The following is a 17,992-nucleotide window of genomic DNA, read 5'->3' on the forward strand; positions in this document are numbered from 1 at the left end:
AGGCATCCGCTTTTTGTGTAATGTGGGTAATTATATGGCTGTTAAACTCCTCCCTTCTATCCTGTTCGGCATGTTCTCCATCTGCAGTTTATCCTCTGCTTTTGCAGCGATTGACCCCTTAGTGGGGACATGGAAAACCATTGATGATAGAACAGGTTATTCACTTGCCGATGTGGTGATTCGCAAAGATAAGCATGACCTGTATTCAGCCACCATTATCCAAAGCCGAAGCGTACCGGGAACGGCAAATGTTTCGACATGCACGCAATGCACCGGTGCTCAGAAAAATAAACCCATGGTCGGTTTAACCACTTTAAGCGGCCTAAGCGCTGATCCAGAAAAGCCCAATGAATTTGTGGGTGGAGTGATGCTCGATCCCAAATCAGGCAAGCACTACAATGCACGCGCTCGTTTGATGAATAATGGTAAGCATTTGATCATCAATAATCGTACTGAAGGCTCTGCAATTGGACGCAATGTCACTTGGGTCAAAAACTAAGCACGAGGCCTTTAAATCATTAGAGGCCTTTTTTAACTTAAAAATTAGAGTAAAAACTCCATATTAAAGCAGCGTTTTAAAAAAATATGCCAAATACATCACAAACTATCGCATTGATTTTGTAGGACTTTATATATAAATTAGGCAACTTACTCTAAAAACACAATTCTGAATTTTCAGGGGATGAAATGAAAAAAATATATCAACAATTATTTGCCGGAATACTACTTAGCACTTTGTCAGGATTGTCAATCGCTGCGGAAACCGATCTGCTAGTGGGGAAGTGGAAAACCGTCGATGACCGTACAGGATATTCGCGTGCAGACGTTGAAATTCGCAAAAAAGCCGATGGAAGCTATGAAGGCATCATTGTCACCACACGCAATGTCCCTGGCACTGAAAAAATGGGCGTCTGCTCGAACTGCCCAGGTGAATTGAAAAATAAACCTTTTATCGGCTTGCCATTTATTTGGGACTTTAAACAAGATCCAAAAAATCCACGTGAATTCCAAAACGGTAAAGTTCTGGACCCGATTGGTGGAAAAATCTATAAAGGCAAAGCAAGACTTAGTGCTTCAGGAAAACATTTAACTATACGTGGGTATGTTGGTGTATCTGTGATTGGTCGTAGTGTCACTTGGATAAAATATTAATTTTAAATGTGTTTTTAAAAGCCTCCTCGTGAGGCTTTTTTATTGTCATGTTTTGAAACAATAAGCTGCAGTTTGCCCCTATGACAGTTTGATGAACCCTTCTATATTGATTAAAACATGATCAATATCTATACAGAGAGTATGCTAGACAATCACTATCAAACTTTAGGGATCGCCCGAGATGCTTCGGCAGATCAAATTAAAAAAGCCTATCGAAAATTGGCGCGTAAATATCACCCTGACGTCAGCAAAGAAGCTGATGCTGAAGCGCGCATGCAAGCGATTAATGTTGCATACGACACCTTGAGTGATGCCGAAAAGAAAAAACAATACGATTTTGAACTCGATCATCCACAAGGATTTGCTGGGTTTAATGCTGGCAACCAGGGTGGTTTTGACCAATCTCAGTTTTATCGCCAATCGACGAGTGATGGTCAGCATGCGGACTTTAGTGGATTTGAAGACTTGTTTGGTCGTTTTGGGCAAGGCTTTGGTGGCGGTGACTATCAGTATCAACGTGCAAACCGCCAAACCAAGAGCTTCCGTGGTGAAGACCAACACGCCAGTTTAGAAGTGGATTTAGAAATCGCATTTCATGGTGCAACGCAGAATATCACCTTACAGATTCCAAGCCTCAACGCCCATGGTGAGCCTGAAGTCCAACGTAAAACCCTGCAAGTCAAAATTCCTGCAGGTATGAAATCAGGTCAACAAATTCGACTCTCCGGCCAAGGGCAAGCTGGCTATAACGGTGGAGCCGCCGGCGATTTATACATTGAAATTTTGTATAAACAAACTGAGCAAATCCGTGTAGAAGGCGTTGATATTTTCCAACAACTGAATATCAGTCCATGGGAAGCCGCATTGGGTCAAAAAATTGCATTTACCAGTCCTGATGGCAAAACATTAGAACTACAAATTCCTAAAAATGCACGTACTGGTCAGCAGCTACGATTAAAGGACAAAGGGATACCAAATAAAACACCCGGACACCTTTACCTGATTTTAAATATACAGATACCAGCTGCACAAACCGAACAAGAGCAACAAGCATATGCGGCTTTTGCTCAAGCTTTTCCGTCATTTAATCCACGACAGTCTTAAGGAGAGCACCATGACAACAATTCATTATCGTGAAATTGTCTGTGACGGATGTAAACAGACTGAAATCGTAGACGAAAAAAGTAGTTTTGATCTACAACACTTTGCCTCTGCCTGTGGGCAAAGTCCAGAATGGGTTCTGCAACTACTCGAATACGATATTCTGCCTAGCCGTTCAGAAGACAGGATTCATCAATTTTTTGGCGATGATATATCTCGCGCACGGCGTGCGTATCGGCTTCAACGAGATTTCGATGCCAGTTTTACTGCGGTCGCTATGATGCTTGATTTAATTGACGAAGTTCAACAACTACGTCGCCAAGTCAAACACCAACAGTTTCATTCACATTAAATGTAATCATGAACGCTCTGCCTCGCAGGGCGTTTTTCTTTTCTTGTAGAGTTTGTCTTGTAGAGGAAGTGATCGACAACCATGAAAACACGAGATTGCAATAAAAAAGTCAAAAACATGTTTCCTGAGTACCGTGATTTGGTCTCTCAGTTACGTGATGAAAATCCATATTTTGCACGGATCTTTGAAGAACATGATGAGTTAGATCGTGAAATTATTCAATTGGAATTAAATCCTGTCAATCATCATAACACGGATATTGAGACCATTAAGCGTAAGAAATTAAAGCTAAAAGATGAAATTTATCGCTTGCTGAAAAGTAACGAAAATGATGATATCTCTTGAGATATCGATTCATGTATAGGGGATTTTTCATGATGTATGTCGTTCGCAGTACAACCCACGAGGCTACGCAATTGAATTACTAAGACCATAAGGATCGGTCAAATCGCGTTGTACTGCAGATTTTTAAAAAACAATAAAATCATGACAAAGGATTCATCATGCAAATACATCATGTGCTATTTGGAGCATTACTCAGTTTCAGCAGTCTGTTGCATGCCAATGATATGACCGGTGTTTGGAAAACAATTGATGACCAAACAGGATATTCACGCGGCGATGTCACCGTCGTTAAAAATGCCGACGGGACGTATAGTGGAACACTCACTGCAATATGCCCATTGCCGTACAAACCCTTGGTTGAAGTATGCTTAAAATGTAATGGCAAACTCAAAAATGGGTTTTGATAGGTTCCGAAATTATCAAAGAATTTAAACCAGACCCACAACATCCAAATCAATATAGCAATGGAACCGTGCTGGATCCCCTCTCGGGCAATGTCTATAAAGGCAAAGGCAAGCTGAGTGCAAATGGCAAACGTTTAACCATGCGCGGCTATATTGGCGTGTCTGCACTCGGACGTAGTACCACATGGATTCGTAATGATTAACAACTAAACCCATCCTTCTGAGAAGCTGATGCGAATTATTTGAGTTTCGTCAGCTTCTCAATTTCTTTCATGGTTTTAACCGTACCTTTGACTGTGCCCTTCACCGTCTGTTTGATTGGTTCATAATCCATAAACCAAAACAGATTCATATGTTGATCGCCGTGCTGCTGTGCCAACATATCAATCACGCTTTTTTCACCGCGCCCGACCAAATGCCGTCGATAAAAATAATACAGTAGTAAAATCGTGGTCATCAGCATGATGCCGAGCATGATCCAAAAACCGGTTGGCGATTTGAGTCCCGGAATAAACTCAAAGTTCATACCGTATATACCGGTTAATAAGGTTAATGGTGCGAAAATTGCCGTAATAATCGCCAGAATCCGCATATTTTCATTGGTTTGGTTAGCAACGGCTGAAAAATGCAGATCAATGGCGGCCTGCACGGCACTGCGTAATCGTGCGGTATGTTTTTGAATGCGTTCGATATGACTGCTTAAATCATCTACGCGAACCAGCATGATATCCTGCTTTTCACTGCGCTTTTTGCCTTTCAAATGTGGGTAATTATCCACAACTTCATCACGCAGTTCTTGCAAGGCTTCAATTTGCTCTTCACACAAATTTTCCACTTGCTGAAAAGCCATATTTTCCTGCAGCAGCTGATGCCACTTGGTAAAACGCCGATGCCCTTGCAGCAATTCTTGCTGCCAAAACTCGACACGGCGGGTCAAAGGAACACGTAAATCCAAGTATCCATCTACCATATTATTCAGTAAGCGCAATGCCAAATCTAAGGGTGTAATGGCTAATTTTCGTGGTTTATTTTGTTCATCAATCGGACGAGAAATTAAAGTTTCAATCCGTTGGATATAACTTTCAATGGCTTTGTTGCCTTTTTCGCGCACCGTGATCAGCACTTGGGGCGTGATCAAAAAACTGATCGGGGTGGTCGCCAAACCAAAGACTCGCTCATGCTTTTCAAGAGCTTCTGCACCTGCAACAATTTGGTCATCGGGTGTGACCATTTTTCTAAAAATTAATAAATCGTAATCATCGAGTGTGTCAAAAGCACACGGATGCTCTAAATTTAAAATATCCCGAAGATGGTATTCATTTACCCGTAGATCTGATGCCTGAAAAATATCACTCTGCCACTGCTCTGGGCGGTTGACGACATCTTCACGGGTACAATCAATCCAAATAAACTCAGGTTCAAGTTCAGGATGATGCTCACATTGCACTTGGTCTTGCACATAGATATGCGCGGCTGTTGGATGCTGAAAAAAATAATAGGTTTGCATATCTCATTTATTATTGTGTTTACTTTTTGCATGATGCCATAAAAAAAGCCTTGAGCAAGTCAAAGTTCATACTCTGACTGCACTCAAGGCTTTTTAGAATCCATTCACAGAGCCGAAACCCTGTGAATCAACAAACCATTAAGCTTGTTCGATGTCTTTCATAGTTAATTTGATACGACCACGGTTGTCGACATCAGCAACTTGTACTTTGATCTCTTGACCTTCAGACAATACGTCTGAAACGTTCGCAATGCGTTCGTTAGAAATTTGAGAGATGTGAAGTAAGCCATCAGTACCTGGAAGGATGTTTACAAACGCACCAAATTCAACGATACGGATTACTTTACCAGTGTAGATTGTACCTGGTTCGATTTCAGCAGTAAGCGCTTGGATTTTCGCAACAGCAGCAGAAGCAGCCGCTTTGGTTTCACCAAATACGCGAACTGTACCGTTGTCTTCGATATCAATTGCCGCTTTGGTTTCTTCAGTGATTTGACGGATTGTTGCACCGCCTTTACCAATCACGTCACGGATCTTATCAGGGTTGATGTTGATCACTTGGAATGTAGGTGCATGCATTGAAATTTCAGGACGAGCACGTGAAATCACTTGGTTCATTGCATTTAAGATGTGCATACGACCTGCATACGCTTGGTTTAATGCAACTTCCATGATTTCTTCAGTGATACCTTCGATTTTGATATCCATTTGAAGTGCAGTAATACCGTTTGCAGAACCGGCTACTTTAAAGTCCATATCACCAAGGTGGTCTTCATCACCCAAGATGTCAGAAAGCACTGCGAAACGTTCGCCTTCTTTTACTAGACCCATCGCAATACCAGCAACTGGCGCTTTAATTGGCACACCTGCATCCATAAGTGATAAAGAAGCACCACATACAGACGCCATTGAAGATGAACCGTTTGATTCAGTAATATCAGATACGATACGAATCACGTACGGGAAGCGGTCAGCTGCAGGAAGAACAGCTTGTACACCACGACGCGCTAGACGACCATGACCGATTTCACGACGTTTAGGACCAGATTCACGACCAGTTTCACCTACAGAGTATGCAGGGAAGTTGTAGTGCAACATGAAGTTGTCAGTTTTCGTACCTGCTAATGTATCCACCATTAACGCATCACGTGTATTACCCAAAGTTGTTGTTACCAACGCCTGAGTTTCACCTCGTGTAAATAATGCAGAACCGTGAGCACGGTCTAATACACCAACTTGTACGTCAAGCGCACGAACTGTTTTCGTATCACGGCCATCAATACGTGGCTTACCTGACAAGATGTTGTCACGTACTGTACGGTATTTAAGGTCTTCGAATAATTCAGCTAAGTCGTCAGCGATACCGTCAACGTCATCTTCTGGAACGAATTGAGCAACAGCTTCAGCTTGAAGCGCATCAAGTGCTGCATAACGATCGTGTTTAACCGCGATTGTGTATGCTTCAGAGATTTTCGCTTCAAACGCTTCTTTTAATTTCGCACGAAGCTCTTCGTTTTTCGCAGGTGCAGTCCAAGTAGACTCTGTTGCACCAGCAGCTGCAGCAAATTCTTTAATCGCTTGGATCGCGATTTGCATTTCGTCATGACCGAACAATACAGCGCCAAGCATTTGGTCTTCAGAAAGCTCTTTCGCTTCTGATTCAACCATCAATACCGCAGATTCTGTACCTGCAACCACAAGGTCAAGGTCAGATTCTTTTAGCTGTTCGTGATTCGGGTTAAGGATGTATTCACCGTTGATTAAACCAACGCGAGCACCACCGATTGGACCACGGAAAGGTGTACCCGCAATTGCAAGTGCAGCTGAAGTACCTAACATTGCAGCAATGTCAGCTTCCATTGTCTTATCAGAAGAAATAACAGTCGCAGTCACTTGGATTTCGTTATAGTAACCTTCTGGGAACAATGGACGAATTGGACGGTCAATTAAGCGTGAAATAAGCGTTTCAGCTTCAGACGCACGGCCTTCACGTTTACCATAACCACCTGGAATACGACCTGCAGCATATTGTTTTTCTTGGTAGTTAACAGTCAATGGGAAGAAGTCTTGACCTGCTTTCGCTGTTGGCTGAGCAACAACAGCAACAAGAACTTGTACACCACCCATAGTGATGATCACAGTATTCGCTTGACGCGCAATACGACCTGTTTCTAGGACAACTTGATGCTGACCATATTGGAATTCTTTACGAATAATATTAAACATCGACATGTTTTATTTTTTCCTGATTTTATTCTAGTGGAGACCCCTAAGGTTTGGCATTCATTCAACGCCCCAAACGCTGTAACATAAATGACAAAGCTTAGAAGCCGACCTCACTAGAGATTAAAAACATTAATTTAAAATACTAATTTAAGACACAAAGAAGGAGCGAATCATCGCCCCTTCCCCATTATCCAACCAAGGTTGGATAGACTTTAGTTTTCAGTAATACGGCACTTAGCATGCAATAGTCCGAAAATAAAAGTTTAAATCGAATTAACGACGTAAACCTAAAGCAGCAATCAATGCGCTGTAACGAGTAGCGTCTTTACCTTTAAGGTAGTCAAGAAGCTTACGACGTTGGTTAACCATACGAATAAGACCGCGACGGCTATGGTGGTCGTGCTTGTGCTCTTTGAAGTGACCTTGTAAATCATTGATTTGAGCAGTTAAAAGAGCTACTTGAACTTCTGGTGAACCAGTGTCGTTTTCAGCGCGAGCGAATTTTGCAATGATCTCTGCGCGATCTGCGTTTGTTAAAGCCATTCGATTTCTCCGAGATGCTTATAAAGTTAACTTTTGATACGAATCAACCAATAAATCAGCTGACTGCCGTGCATCACTACAGCAAGTGCATTATATTAAGGGAAAATCGTCTTAATTGCAAAAAGAGATAGCCGACTTCGTCAGGTTTTCTTAATGACAATAACGCCTTATTTTTCCTCTCGATTCCATTATAAATTTTTTATATGCTTCGATACTCTATACGACACAAAACTGCATATTTCCAACACATTGAATTCCATATTATTGAATGAATTTTAAACTTATTTTTGATACATTTTGCCACTCGATGTTTAGGATACAAAACTTAAACTGGAATGATTAAAAAAAAGCCCGAGTTGGGCTCGGGCTTTTTTGCGCTGTAGTTTCTTCTTTTTTAGTTATTGTTTTATTATTTATTGTTTTATGTGGCGCTTTTCCGCGTCCTTATGTTAAACATTCCATGTTTTAACTTGCACTTCCTTATGTGGTAGATTTTGCCACAACGGCTGTTAGATAAAAGTCGTATTTTTCGTATCTATATGTAAGCTTTTTCGTACATCGGTTAAGCTCTATTTCTTTTCTGTTACAGCATATAGGCATTTCTTATTTTCTATACATAAAAAAGCCTTGTAGTCTCTCCCAAAACTACAAGGCTTAGCGGCTGTAAGTTTCCTATTTCCTTACTTCACTGTAAGTTCGCTGTCTTTTGACGTTATTCTTATACTTTTGCGATTTTACTCAACCATCCGTGTTGAGTTCTTTTTCTGTGAAGTCATCTTCTCAAAAAGCTCTAAGAAGCTCTATGCGCAAATCTCCTGAATCAATGTAAGCTATTTCTTACAAAATACGGTACATTTTGCCCAGGCTTTACAAAGATAGGTGATTGTTAATTTTTTCTAACAAACCACTAACTCGTGCTGTTCTTTTTATAAGCGCTTTTGCCAATGCATCTTTTGCAACAAGTAAACTCACCACTTTTTTCGCACGAGTGATGGCGGTATAAATCAGCTCTTTACTCATCATTTCGGTTGCATGATTTTCCAAAACTACCGCCGTATGGGTAAATTCAGAACCTTGAGACTTATGTATAGTCAATGCGTAGGAAGTTTCTATACTTTTAGGTAACCGTGTTGCCACAACCCATTTATCCAAACTCGGAAAATAAACCTCAAACTGCGACTTTTCCGTCATCGGTCGTTTTAAGCAAATCCCAATATCACCATTTGATAGTCCAAGTTGATAATCGTTATAGGTCATCATAACTGGACGACCAACATACCAATCCCCTTGTTTCAACACACCCAAGGCATTTAAGACCCGAAGTTCAATCTGCTGATTGAGCTCATGTAAGCCTAATTTTCCATGTCGAATGGCCGATAGAATTCGATAATCATCAAAATAACGAATCAATTGGGCTAACCAATCTGCATATTCAGCGGATTGCTCTGGCCATTGTTTTAACCATGCCACATAGGGCTGAAAACCATACATCAGTTGATCATAATATTTTGCCCAATGTGCCGCACTGTTCGTGGCTTCGGGGAGATATTGCAACTGAATCACATCGCTCATATTCGGTGTCAGTTGAATCGGCTGAAGTTCGGATGCAGATACCACCTGATGTTCGAATTTCGCCAGAACTTCTGTGGTTGTTTGCTGTTGTTCTTGTTGTTGAATAAAACGAGCAAACTCACCAATGGCTGCACCCTGTACAAAACGGCGGCTGGTCTGTAAATGGGTACGGTTGGCTTGTAAGGCATCAACATCCTGAAGGTTGGCCAAAACAGCGCCAACATCGACCGAAGCCAACTGTTCTGCATCCCCCAATAGAATCAGCTTGCTGTGTTGAGGGATTGCCGCGAATAGCATCTGTGCCAAACTTAAGTCCAACATAGAGGCTTCATCGACCACAATGACGTCATAGGGTAAGCGTTGACGCTCATTAAACCGAGGAATAGCGCGCGTCCCTAAACCCAATAGACGATGCAAAGTTACGGGTTTCAAATGTTTGTGAATAATCGAATAATGCTGCAATGCAGGATCTTTAAACGCTGCTTGTAAGGCTTCTTCCATTCGCTGCGCCGCTTTTCCTGTCGGCGCTGCCATCGCAATTCTTAAATTTGGATTTTGCTCATTCAACACGGCAATAATCCGAGCCAAGGTATAGGTTTTACCTGTCCCAGGTCCACCGGTAATGATATTAAAATTGTGCTGACACACCATGTGCAGTGCTTGGATCTGATGGGGATCGGTCAGTAAATCCTTTTCAATATTAAGCGTCTGCGTTTGATTAAGATTTTGCTCTGTTTGCTGCTTTAAACGTGCGACTTGCTTGGCCAAAGCATTTTCTAATGCCCAATAGCGATAAAGATACAGTCGCTGTGAATCAAAAATAAAAGGTGCAACAGGTGTATTTTCAGCTTGCTCATGCTGAACCATCTGAGCCAAACATTGAATCTGTGCATCTTCGGCCAAGATACAACTATCGCCTTTTTCCACGGCTTGCATCAATTGTTGAATTAACTGATTTGCAGCAGGATGACTGACCTGATTGGGTAAATAGTGTTGGATTAAATAGTCAATCCAATCCGGCAAAACCGCATCTAAATCAGCTTTTTCTTGTGTATTTTGGGGAACTAAAAGCTGCGTTTCTGCAGTATTTTCTTGTCCCGCGTACAAAGGCTGTGCTGACAAGGCTTTTTGATCATTTTCCACACAGTTATCCTCAAACTTATCCACAATGCAACTTATTGTTTCAGCGTGAATATTTTTATCTTTTTCGTGCTTATTTACGTTTTAACCACAACCTTTTCGCTCAATATTGCATCGAGGTTTTGAATGAATGTATCCGCCGGCTTCCAGTGATATACTCCACGATCGGACTGTCCATCCATACCGCGAAGATATAAATAACTCGCCCCACCCAAATGCTGCGTCATGTCATAGTCTTTCATCACTGCTTTCAAATAACGATGTAGGGCCACCAAATATAAAGCCGCCTGCAACCAGTAACTGGAATGACTCATACTTTCTCGAATATAGGCATGATCATAATGTGCGGTCTGATCGCCTAAGAAATTACTTTTATAATCGGCAATATGATAACGCTGACCATCAAAATATACCAAGTCAATCGACCCCGTCAGATAGCGTGCTGTAAACACATCATTCAAATCTTGTATCTGTAAATCTGGCTCATTTAGGCTTTCAAATAGCATGCGTATTTTACGTATTGCCAATGCACGATCCGCCATACTTAAATGAAAGTCCATTTCTGAACGATATTCACCATCGTTTAACTGATGCAGGCTAAAACCATCATGCAACGGTGTATGAATGATTTGACTGTACCATTCCTGCATTTCTTCAATCAGTTCAGCTTCGTCTTGTTCAGGGTTCGCCGTTTGCCCAAACTGTTTAATCAAATTTTGCAATATTTGCGGCGAATCAAACTCAACATCACTATGAAAACGCGTTGCGATGGCTTTGGCCAACTTATCTTCTGGGGTGCTAAATCGAACTTTTTCCATCAACTTGTGCAAGAAACTTCCGGGCTTGGTTCCCTTTGGAAAGTGCCGTTTAATCCAACTAATTTTCTCTGCAGTTTCTGCTTCAATAATTTCAAGCTGTTCCACTTCATCGGCAGCACTGTCTTCTGGCTCGGTCATGACCGCTGCCAGTTGGTCACGTTGTATATGTGCCTTATGTGTCGTGCGCGTGAGCGCGGTAAAGCTGGTGGTTTCCCGTGGATAAAAATGGCTGTTGGGAATTTCTTCCGCGTCTAATACAACAGCTTCAACCTGAGTCTGAGTCAAAATCGGTGGTGCTGCACGCAAAACATCAGCATCCACACTTTCTGCATGTTGGAACAGATCAGGTTCGCTTCCACGCCAAAAAGTCAGTCCTGAACGCGCTTCTGCCATTTGTTTCTTTTCTACTTCATGATGACGTAGCACGGCATAGACACGATAACTGGCACGGGTCAACGCCACGTACCACAAGCGATGATGCTCTGCTTCATTGCGCGCATCATTTTGTTGAATATCATCTTCGGGTAAGTCCGAAGACTTCACGGCAATCACACGTTCTAACCCAAGGCTTTTTTGCTGATTGTCTTTAAGGGAAAAATTCAAATTGCCTTTTTCACTTAAGCCTGCATTTGCTCCCAATAAAAATACACAACCAAACTCTAAGCCTTTGGATGCATGAATCGTCATCAGTTGCACCCCCAATTGCCCAGTCAATTTTCGCTCTTGGGTGCTTTCATTATTGATGCCTAAATTGATTTGGCGAATAAACCATTGATAAAGCTTATGTGCACCTGTGTAATGTTCACTTTGCTGACTTAATAATTCTGCGATATGGCGTAAATTCACCACTGTGCGTTCATTATCTCGACTTTGCCCAGCCACCAAACGCGTCCACACCTGAAAGACTGTCATGCAGCTATTCCACGCGCTGCGGAATCCTTGCTCATTCCAAATTTGTCGGATCTGTTCGAGTTTTTCGATAATTTCGCTCAGTCCATCTGCCTGCTGTTCGAGTGCGACCAGTTGTTTCAGATCAAAACCCAATAAACGGCTCAGCAGCGCACGTTTCACCTTGGCTTCTTGATAAGGATTCAAAATCGCCGTCAGCAAAGCGGCAACATCTTGTGCGACGGAACTTTTATAGACACTGTCCCGAGAGGCTTTATAACAAGGAACGCCCAGCTGCAATAAACATTGTTGCACTTGCTCTAAGTCGAAATGGTTTTGCCCCAAGACCGCAATATCGTTTGCTGTCAGTGCTCGCTGGGTATTGTTGTCTTGAAAATATAAATGTCCTTGCTGAGCTTGGTTGAGCAAGGACTGAATCTGCCAAGCCACTTGCTCTGCTTCATTCAGCGTTTCATCCAAAGCCAACCAACGCAGCGGTTGTGGATTGACTTGATCATGATCAATCAACGGCGGATGCTCGCGCTCCCCTGCTTGAATTGGGGTGTATTCAACATGCTCACCAAAGTCCATTTGCCGATGAAACAAGGCATCCACCACTTCAACCAAATTTTTGACTGAACGATGGTTTTTGTTCAAGGTATAACAACGCCCACCCTTGCTTTGAATATCATGACGCGCTTTACGATAGGTCAGCATGTCACCGCCACGGAACCCATAAATCGCCTGTTTGGGGTCGCCAACCATAATCATACAACCCTGATGTAAGCGCTCCTTGACCCGCCAAATACTGGACAGCATGTCATCTTGATCTTGGTTGGTGTCTTGAAATTCATCGACTAAAATCAGCGGATATCGTGCTAAAACATGAGCGGCAAAACTATCTTTCCTTGCTGATGAACTTTGCTGCAAGGCTTCCGATAAAGTCCGAATTTGCTGTGAAAAGGTGGTTTCCCCAGCGTGGGACAACACTTGAGGCAAACGCTTTTTAACTTCCTGCGCCAAATAAAAATTCAGGTATTGTTCAGCTTGATTGATATGTTCATAAGCGCTGAGCACCGCTCGGAGTTGTTGAACAAAAGCATGTTGATAAAATTCTTTTGAGACATCTGGCTGCTCTTCAACGACTTTGTCTTTAAATACACGTGGCTTGAATTCAGTTTTATTCGGATCATAAAACAATGAACGAATGGCTTTCATTGTCGGTTGTAACACGTCGGACTGAGTCAATACCCCTTGGCTACCCGAATCTTCAAAGTGCTGTAAAAACTCGGGAATGCGTGTGTTAAAGGTGACAAAGAATGCCCCTTTATTAAAACGTCGAGCGTCGACAAGGTTCTTATAATGACTTGCGGCATCAAAACACGCTGCAAGTTCTACACGAGCAGCAGGCAGCATTTGCGCAAGCTGATGACACATCGCCTCAAAATGTGCCAAAGCATTTTCGGGTAATTCAGGGACACGTAAATCCACCGATGGGAAGTTTAGACTTTCCTTTACCACGCCCAGATAGTATTCAGGGCCTTTCAACTGATGATTCAACAGCAAATATTCAATCAAATGCGCAGGCTGCTGCTGAATCCAATCTCTTAATAAATCATGAATAATACGTTCAATATGTAGATCTTCATCTTCACTGATTTGCACCTGTTCAATACGACCACTTTCAAAGGCAAATTCACGTAATAACTTTTGACTAAAGCTGTCTAAAGTTCCGACAAAGAGTTCTTCATATTGTTGTAAGACCACGTTCAGCCGATTGTAGGCATAATCTAAATGATGCCCATGATCTTTCAACACCTGCTGATACAAAGGGTCACTCAAACTCTGCTGAAGTTCGGCCAACTCATCTTGAGGTGCCGCTAACAGGCTATAAATAAAGTTACGGGTTTCTTCAATCCGCAGTCGAACCCGCGCTTTGAGTTCCGCTGTAGCCTTACGTGTAAAGGTAGTGGCAATGACCTGATTCGGCATATAACGATCGAGAAAAATCCGCACCATCAGACTGGAAAGCGTATAGGTTTTCCCTGTACCCGCAGAAGCCTCTATCCAATGCAGTCCCGTAAAGCTCATGTCTGCAATCGGGTTGGTGGACATATTCATCGTTTGCTGTGGCATATTCATTTTTTGACCTCAGGCTTGATGACATTAAGTTTTTTTAGGCCGTCATCTGCCTCGGTATCCATCACATGATATAAACGTTCTGCATAATAACGACAGGACAATGCCAGAAGCTCATCTGCCGCTTGTTGCTGTAAAATAAAGCTCCAATCACGATGGTGGCTATTGGCTTCATTCGACTCCAACCCCACTCCACCAAAACTATGATTTTTCAACCATTCCTCTTGAAGCTTTGCAAAATTATCTGGCATGAGTTGGCCTGTTTCATTTTCCACCCAAGTGCATTTTTCTTGGCGAATTAAAGCAGCAGGCAGCACCACAGGACGTTTTTGTGCATGTTTCCACATCGCCAGCCATTCACTGAGCTGCAGCTTGGCTTGTGCAGAGCTTAAACCACAACAAACTATACTTTTATCATTACAAATTACTTCACGACGATACGTCGCGCCCTCATCGCCTAAGTCTAAATAGCTCAACCACAGTAGATATTCGAGCCACGTTTGCGTCTGACGTTTAGGCTTTGCCCCTGACGCCATACAGCTTAACCAATGCATACTCTGACGGTCTTCAGGCACGGTGATGCTCAGTATCAAATGCGGTTCAAGCTGTAAGTTTTGTAAAGTGGTCGCAGTTACACAACGTCCATCTAAACGTGCTAACAATTGTGTCTGCTCTTGTAAACTGAGCTTCCAAGTCGCTATTTGGCTATGTCCTACAGGCAGTACATCTTGGAATAATGCTATATCTGGTTCAGTTGGAGTCGTAGAGTTCTGATCCTCAGCTTGATTGACACGAGATGCAGGCTGCACATAATGCTTTTGCAATAATTCACGGACATGGTATTGCTGTAAACGGTCAAGTAATAAAGGCTCTTTCTGTGGTAACTGATCACCGGTATACACACTGGCCACACCAAGCGTTTTCAAATATGCCCGAGCTGGGAATACCACATCTTTAATCCATTCCTGACCATCTAACACCCTTACTTCTTGTGCATCATGCACTGGATAATCAAGGTTAATCCAGGGTTGGCGTTGTCCAGACTGATTTAAAATATGTTCCGCCACAGCAAACCATTGATCTTTATATCGTACGTTTTTCGACTGCTGAAATCCTGTCGGGTCAAATGGCTGCAACGGATAGATATGATAGAGCGGTTCGAGTTGCTCTGGAATTCGTAAGCCATCCAAATCCAACATGGCATTATGTGGCTGATCTAACTGCTGGGGTTGAATCATTCGAGCGAGGAATTGGCTAAACTCATAAATGACAGATGATGGTTCACGACTTTCACCTCCATTGACATCAAAGCCATTATAGAAAATCCATAAGGACTTTCGGGCAAATAACAAGGCATCTAAAAATGCACCTTTATCATCTTCCAAACGTGAGCGATCACCCAATACTGGCTTAAACACATCCATTAAATCAAAAGGTACTTTCTGATCACGACGTGGGAATTTTCCACTATCCATGTTCAACAACACCACCAGTGAAAATGGGACTTGACGGATTTTACCCATGTCTGCAAAGGTCACTGAACCAGTTGGTTCGATCTGATCGACAGAACCATCGATGCCTTGTTGTATCTCCTTGAGCAATAAAGATAGCGGTAAATTAAAGCTATTTGGTAGCGACTCAACTTTTTCACTTTGGGCATTTTTCAATCGTTGTGTCATTGCACGCATCACACCGCGTATGGTTTCAAATGCTCGACCACTGGCTTCAACAAAAGGTTTTAAATCTGCATCTAGCTTTTGCAACCACGCTTTGACCGTCTGTGCACTGAGGTTCGGATTAAGCCAATCTCGACGCGCACTGATATCTTGATAGATCTGAATTAAGGTTTGCACCAACTCAAAATCACTACTCTGCACCCCTGCGAAACTTAAGGTATTCTCAAATACGGCATGCTGTGGAATCGCAATCCCTATCGCCAAACGGTCTAAAGCAAATTTAAAGGTATAACGATAATCTCGGTCTTGCTCAGACAAATAAGCCAACATGTGCTGTTCATCTAAACCACGACGGAAACCGGCTTGAATTAGCAGTTCCATCATACGTTCCATTTGTACATGGTCGAGCTGATACAGTTCTTGCACCGCATTCAAATTCAACCAATCGTGAAAATCTTCTGCGGTAAAACGACCTTGGCTAATTTCAATGCGTCCAACAAAGGCTTTCCATGCATTTTGAATATCTTGACTAACCACACCTGCAATTTTTACTGGGATATAAGGTAAATCCACAGCACTGCGACCCATGCCTCGAGTCGTCGAAAAGACCGTCCGAATATGCGGTTCCAGTTCTTTTAAGTTTGGCACCAATACCAAGATATCACTCGGATGGCGTGGCTCTTGTTCCGAGCCTTCGGCCAACCAATGTACCAACTGCTCACGTAAAACTTCTAACTGACGCAGGCTAGAATGACAGACATGAAATTGAATCGATTCATCTGAACCCGCGAGTGCATATTGATGCTGTTCGGGCTCTTCTAGAGTCATGATGTCATATTGAATTTGAGCGAGCAGCGTTGTCGGCTCAGTATCTGGAAAAATATCTTCCCAGCCTTCGCCACCAGACATATTCACCAATAATGCAAAGTTATCCCGCGCACGTTTGCCTAAACGAGTCAATAATGAATGCTGTGATTCACGAAATTCCGCATTGGTCGTACTCAGATAGGCCTGAATTTGCGCTGTGCTGACATTAGGATTTCGTTCAATATAACGCTGTTGCAATTTTAGGTTATAACGATCTTTCCAAACAGGATCGACCATGTCTGCCCAATACTCACGCGATGGGTTGAAATACAACAAATGTACTTCGGTATACGCCGCCAAACGATATAAAAATTTGAGTTGTGCAGGTGGTAGCTCTAAGGTAGTAAAGACGAAAATCTGTTCAGGTAAACCGTTATAGGTTTGATGACGCTCATCATCATCGCGTTCATCATCCTCAGCATCCAAATCAAACTGCTGCTGCCGATTTTGCTCAGCATGCGCCAAGGCAAACCAAAATTTATTGTCTATTTCCTGACGGTCATTAAAATCTTTTTTGAATACTTGATGCCACAACCAACGCTGCCACTGCTCTAGTTGTCGAGCCTGCGTCGGTAGATATTCATCAGCTTGTTCAGGTTTCAGACCTGTGAGTTGCATAATATTTAATGGCTGGTTATGACTCCACGCTTTTAGCCAGTCGGTATCGCAATGTGGACAAATCCATTGCTCAACACCTTCATCAGGGGTATGAATACAACTGCCACGAAAGGCCATGTAGTTGGTAAAAAGCCGAGTGACTTGAGCAGCGATCCAGTACAACATTTCTTGGCGCTTTTGCTCACGTTTTTTTTGATCTGAGAGTTGTGCTGTGCTGTCAAAAATACGCTGAACTAAGGGCTGCACGTCTGTCGGAATCTGAGCAGCATCAAACTTATCAGCCGCAATAAAACCGGCTAGAGCATTATAAATACGCCATTGCATAATCAATGGCGGCATGTTGATACCTTTAATTCGCTCACGGTCTTGTTTGTTCGGCAAGGCCCAATCGTAGGCTTTCCACTGCAACCCTAAAATTTTACGATGATGCTTAATATTGGCACTAATACTGATTTTTTCAGCAACTTGTTTTTCTAACCATGCTGCAATGGCTTGATCGGGTACCACGATATGCCGTTCTTGCAAGACAGATAATGCATTAGTCGACTGATTTGATTTTAATTTTTTGATTAGACAATCCACCAAAACTTCGATTCTTTGACTCTGAATTACATGTATTGCCATGGATTACCTTTACAGCCTGA

Annotated in this window: 11 protein-coding genes and 1 pseudogene; 6 read left to right on the forward strand and 6 right to left on the reverse strand. The window is 42.5% G+C overall.

Annotation, left to right across the window (positions count from 1 at the left end):
* Positions 1 to 34 precede the first annotated feature (34 nt).
* The 6 genes and pseudogenes from FTU75_RS10650 (at position 35) to FTU75_RS18680 (ending at position 3,557) form a co-directional block, all read left to right on the forward strand.
* Positions 35 to 499 (forward strand): DUF2147 domain-containing protein, encoded by a 465-nt coding sequence (locus FTU75_RS10650; RefSeq protein ID WP_180115927.1) that lies wholly within the window; start codon positions 35 to 37, stop codon positions 497 to 499.
* A 188-nt stretch (positions 500 to 687) separates the two neighbouring features.
* On the forward strand, positions 688 to 1,152 hold the full coding sequence (locus FTU75_RS10655) for a DUF2147 domain-containing protein (RefSeq protein ID WP_180115928.1): 465 nt from the start codon (positions 688 to 690) through the stop codon (positions 1,150 to 1,152).
* A 141-nt stretch (positions 1,153 to 1,293) separates the two neighbouring features.
* Positions 1,294 to 2,256, forward strand: a complete 963-nt coding sequence (locus FTU75_RS10660; protein ID WP_180115958.1) for a DnaJ C-terminal domain-containing protein — start codon at positions 1,294 to 1,296, stop codon at positions 2,254 to 2,256.
* A 10-nt stretch (positions 2,257 to 2,266) separates the two neighbouring features.
* A complete protein-coding gene (locus tag FTU75_RS10665) occupies positions 2,267 to 2,605 on the forward strand; it encodes a chaperone modulator CbpM (protein WP_111885626.1) in 339 nt (112 codons plus the stop codon).
* 81 nt (positions 2,606 to 2,686) lie between these two features.
* The gene (locus tag FTU75_RS10670; RefSeq protein WP_078192816.1) at positions 2,687 to 2,950 is read left to right on the forward strand and encodes a YdcH family protein; all 264 of its coding nucleotides are present in this window, start codon (positions 2,687 to 2,689) and stop codon (positions 2,948 to 2,950) included.
* A gap of 158 nt (positions 2,951 to 3,108) precedes the next feature.
* Positions 3,109 to 3,557: pseudogene (locus FTU75_RS18680) on the forward strand (DUF2147 domain-containing protein).
* Positions 3,558 to 3,592: 35 nt separating this feature from the next.
* Here FTU75_RS18680 and FTU75_RS10680 read toward each other — a convergent pair.
* From FTU75_RS10680 to FTU75_RS10705, 6 genes are all read right to left on the reverse strand, one after another.
* Positions 3,593 to 4,861, reverse strand: coding sequence for a magnesium transporter CorA family protein (locus tag FTU75_RS10680; protein ID WP_180115929.1), 1,269 nt, complete (start codon positions 4,859 to 4,861; stop codon positions 3,593 to 3,595).
* A gap of 138 nt (positions 4,862 to 4,999) precedes the next feature.
* Positions 5,000 to 7,087 carry a polyribonucleotide nucleotidyltransferase gene (gene pnp, locus FTU75_RS10685; protein ID WP_180078135.1) on the reverse strand — a complete coding sequence of 696 codons (2,088 nt, stop codon included), beginning with the start codon at positions 7,085 to 7,087 and terminating at the stop codon, positions 5,000 to 5,002.
* A 273-nt stretch (positions 7,088 to 7,360) separates the two neighbouring features.
* On the reverse strand, positions 7,361 to 7,630 hold the full coding sequence (rpsO, locus tag FTU75_RS10690) for a 30S ribosomal protein S15 (RefSeq protein WP_067761248.1): 270 nt from the start codon (positions 7,628 to 7,630) through the stop codon (positions 7,361 to 7,363).
* 867 nt (positions 7,631 to 8,497) lie between these two features.
* A complete protein-coding gene (gene recD, locus FTU75_RS10695; protein ID WP_257223768.1) occupies positions 8,498 to 10,225 on the reverse strand; it encodes an exodeoxyribonuclease V subunit alpha in 1,728 nt (575 codons plus the stop codon).
* A 194-nt stretch (positions 10,226 to 10,419) separates the two neighbouring features.
* Complete coding sequence (locus FTU75_RS10700) at positions 10,420 to 14,190, reverse strand: UvrD-helicase domain-containing protein (RefSeq protein ID WP_257223766.1); 3,771 nt, start codon at positions 14,188 to 14,190, stop codon at positions 10,420 to 10,422.
* Positions 14,187 to 17,972 carry an exodeoxyribonuclease V subunit gamma gene (locus FTU75_RS10705; RefSeq protein ID WP_180115930.1) on the reverse strand — a complete coding sequence of 1,262 codons (3,786 nt, stop codon included), beginning with the start codon at positions 17,970 to 17,972 and terminating at the stop codon, positions 14,187 to 14,189. Before FTU75_RS10705 ends, FTU75_RS10700 begins: the two co-directional genes overlap by 4 nt.
* Between the last annotated feature and the right edge of the window lie 20 nt (positions 17,973 to 17,992).

The sequence above is a fragment of the Acinetobacter sp. YH12140 genome, from assembly GCF_013418475.1.
Taxonomy (GTDB): Bacteria; Pseudomonadota; Gammaproteobacteria; order Pseudomonadales; family Moraxellaceae; genus Acinetobacter; species Acinetobacter amyesii.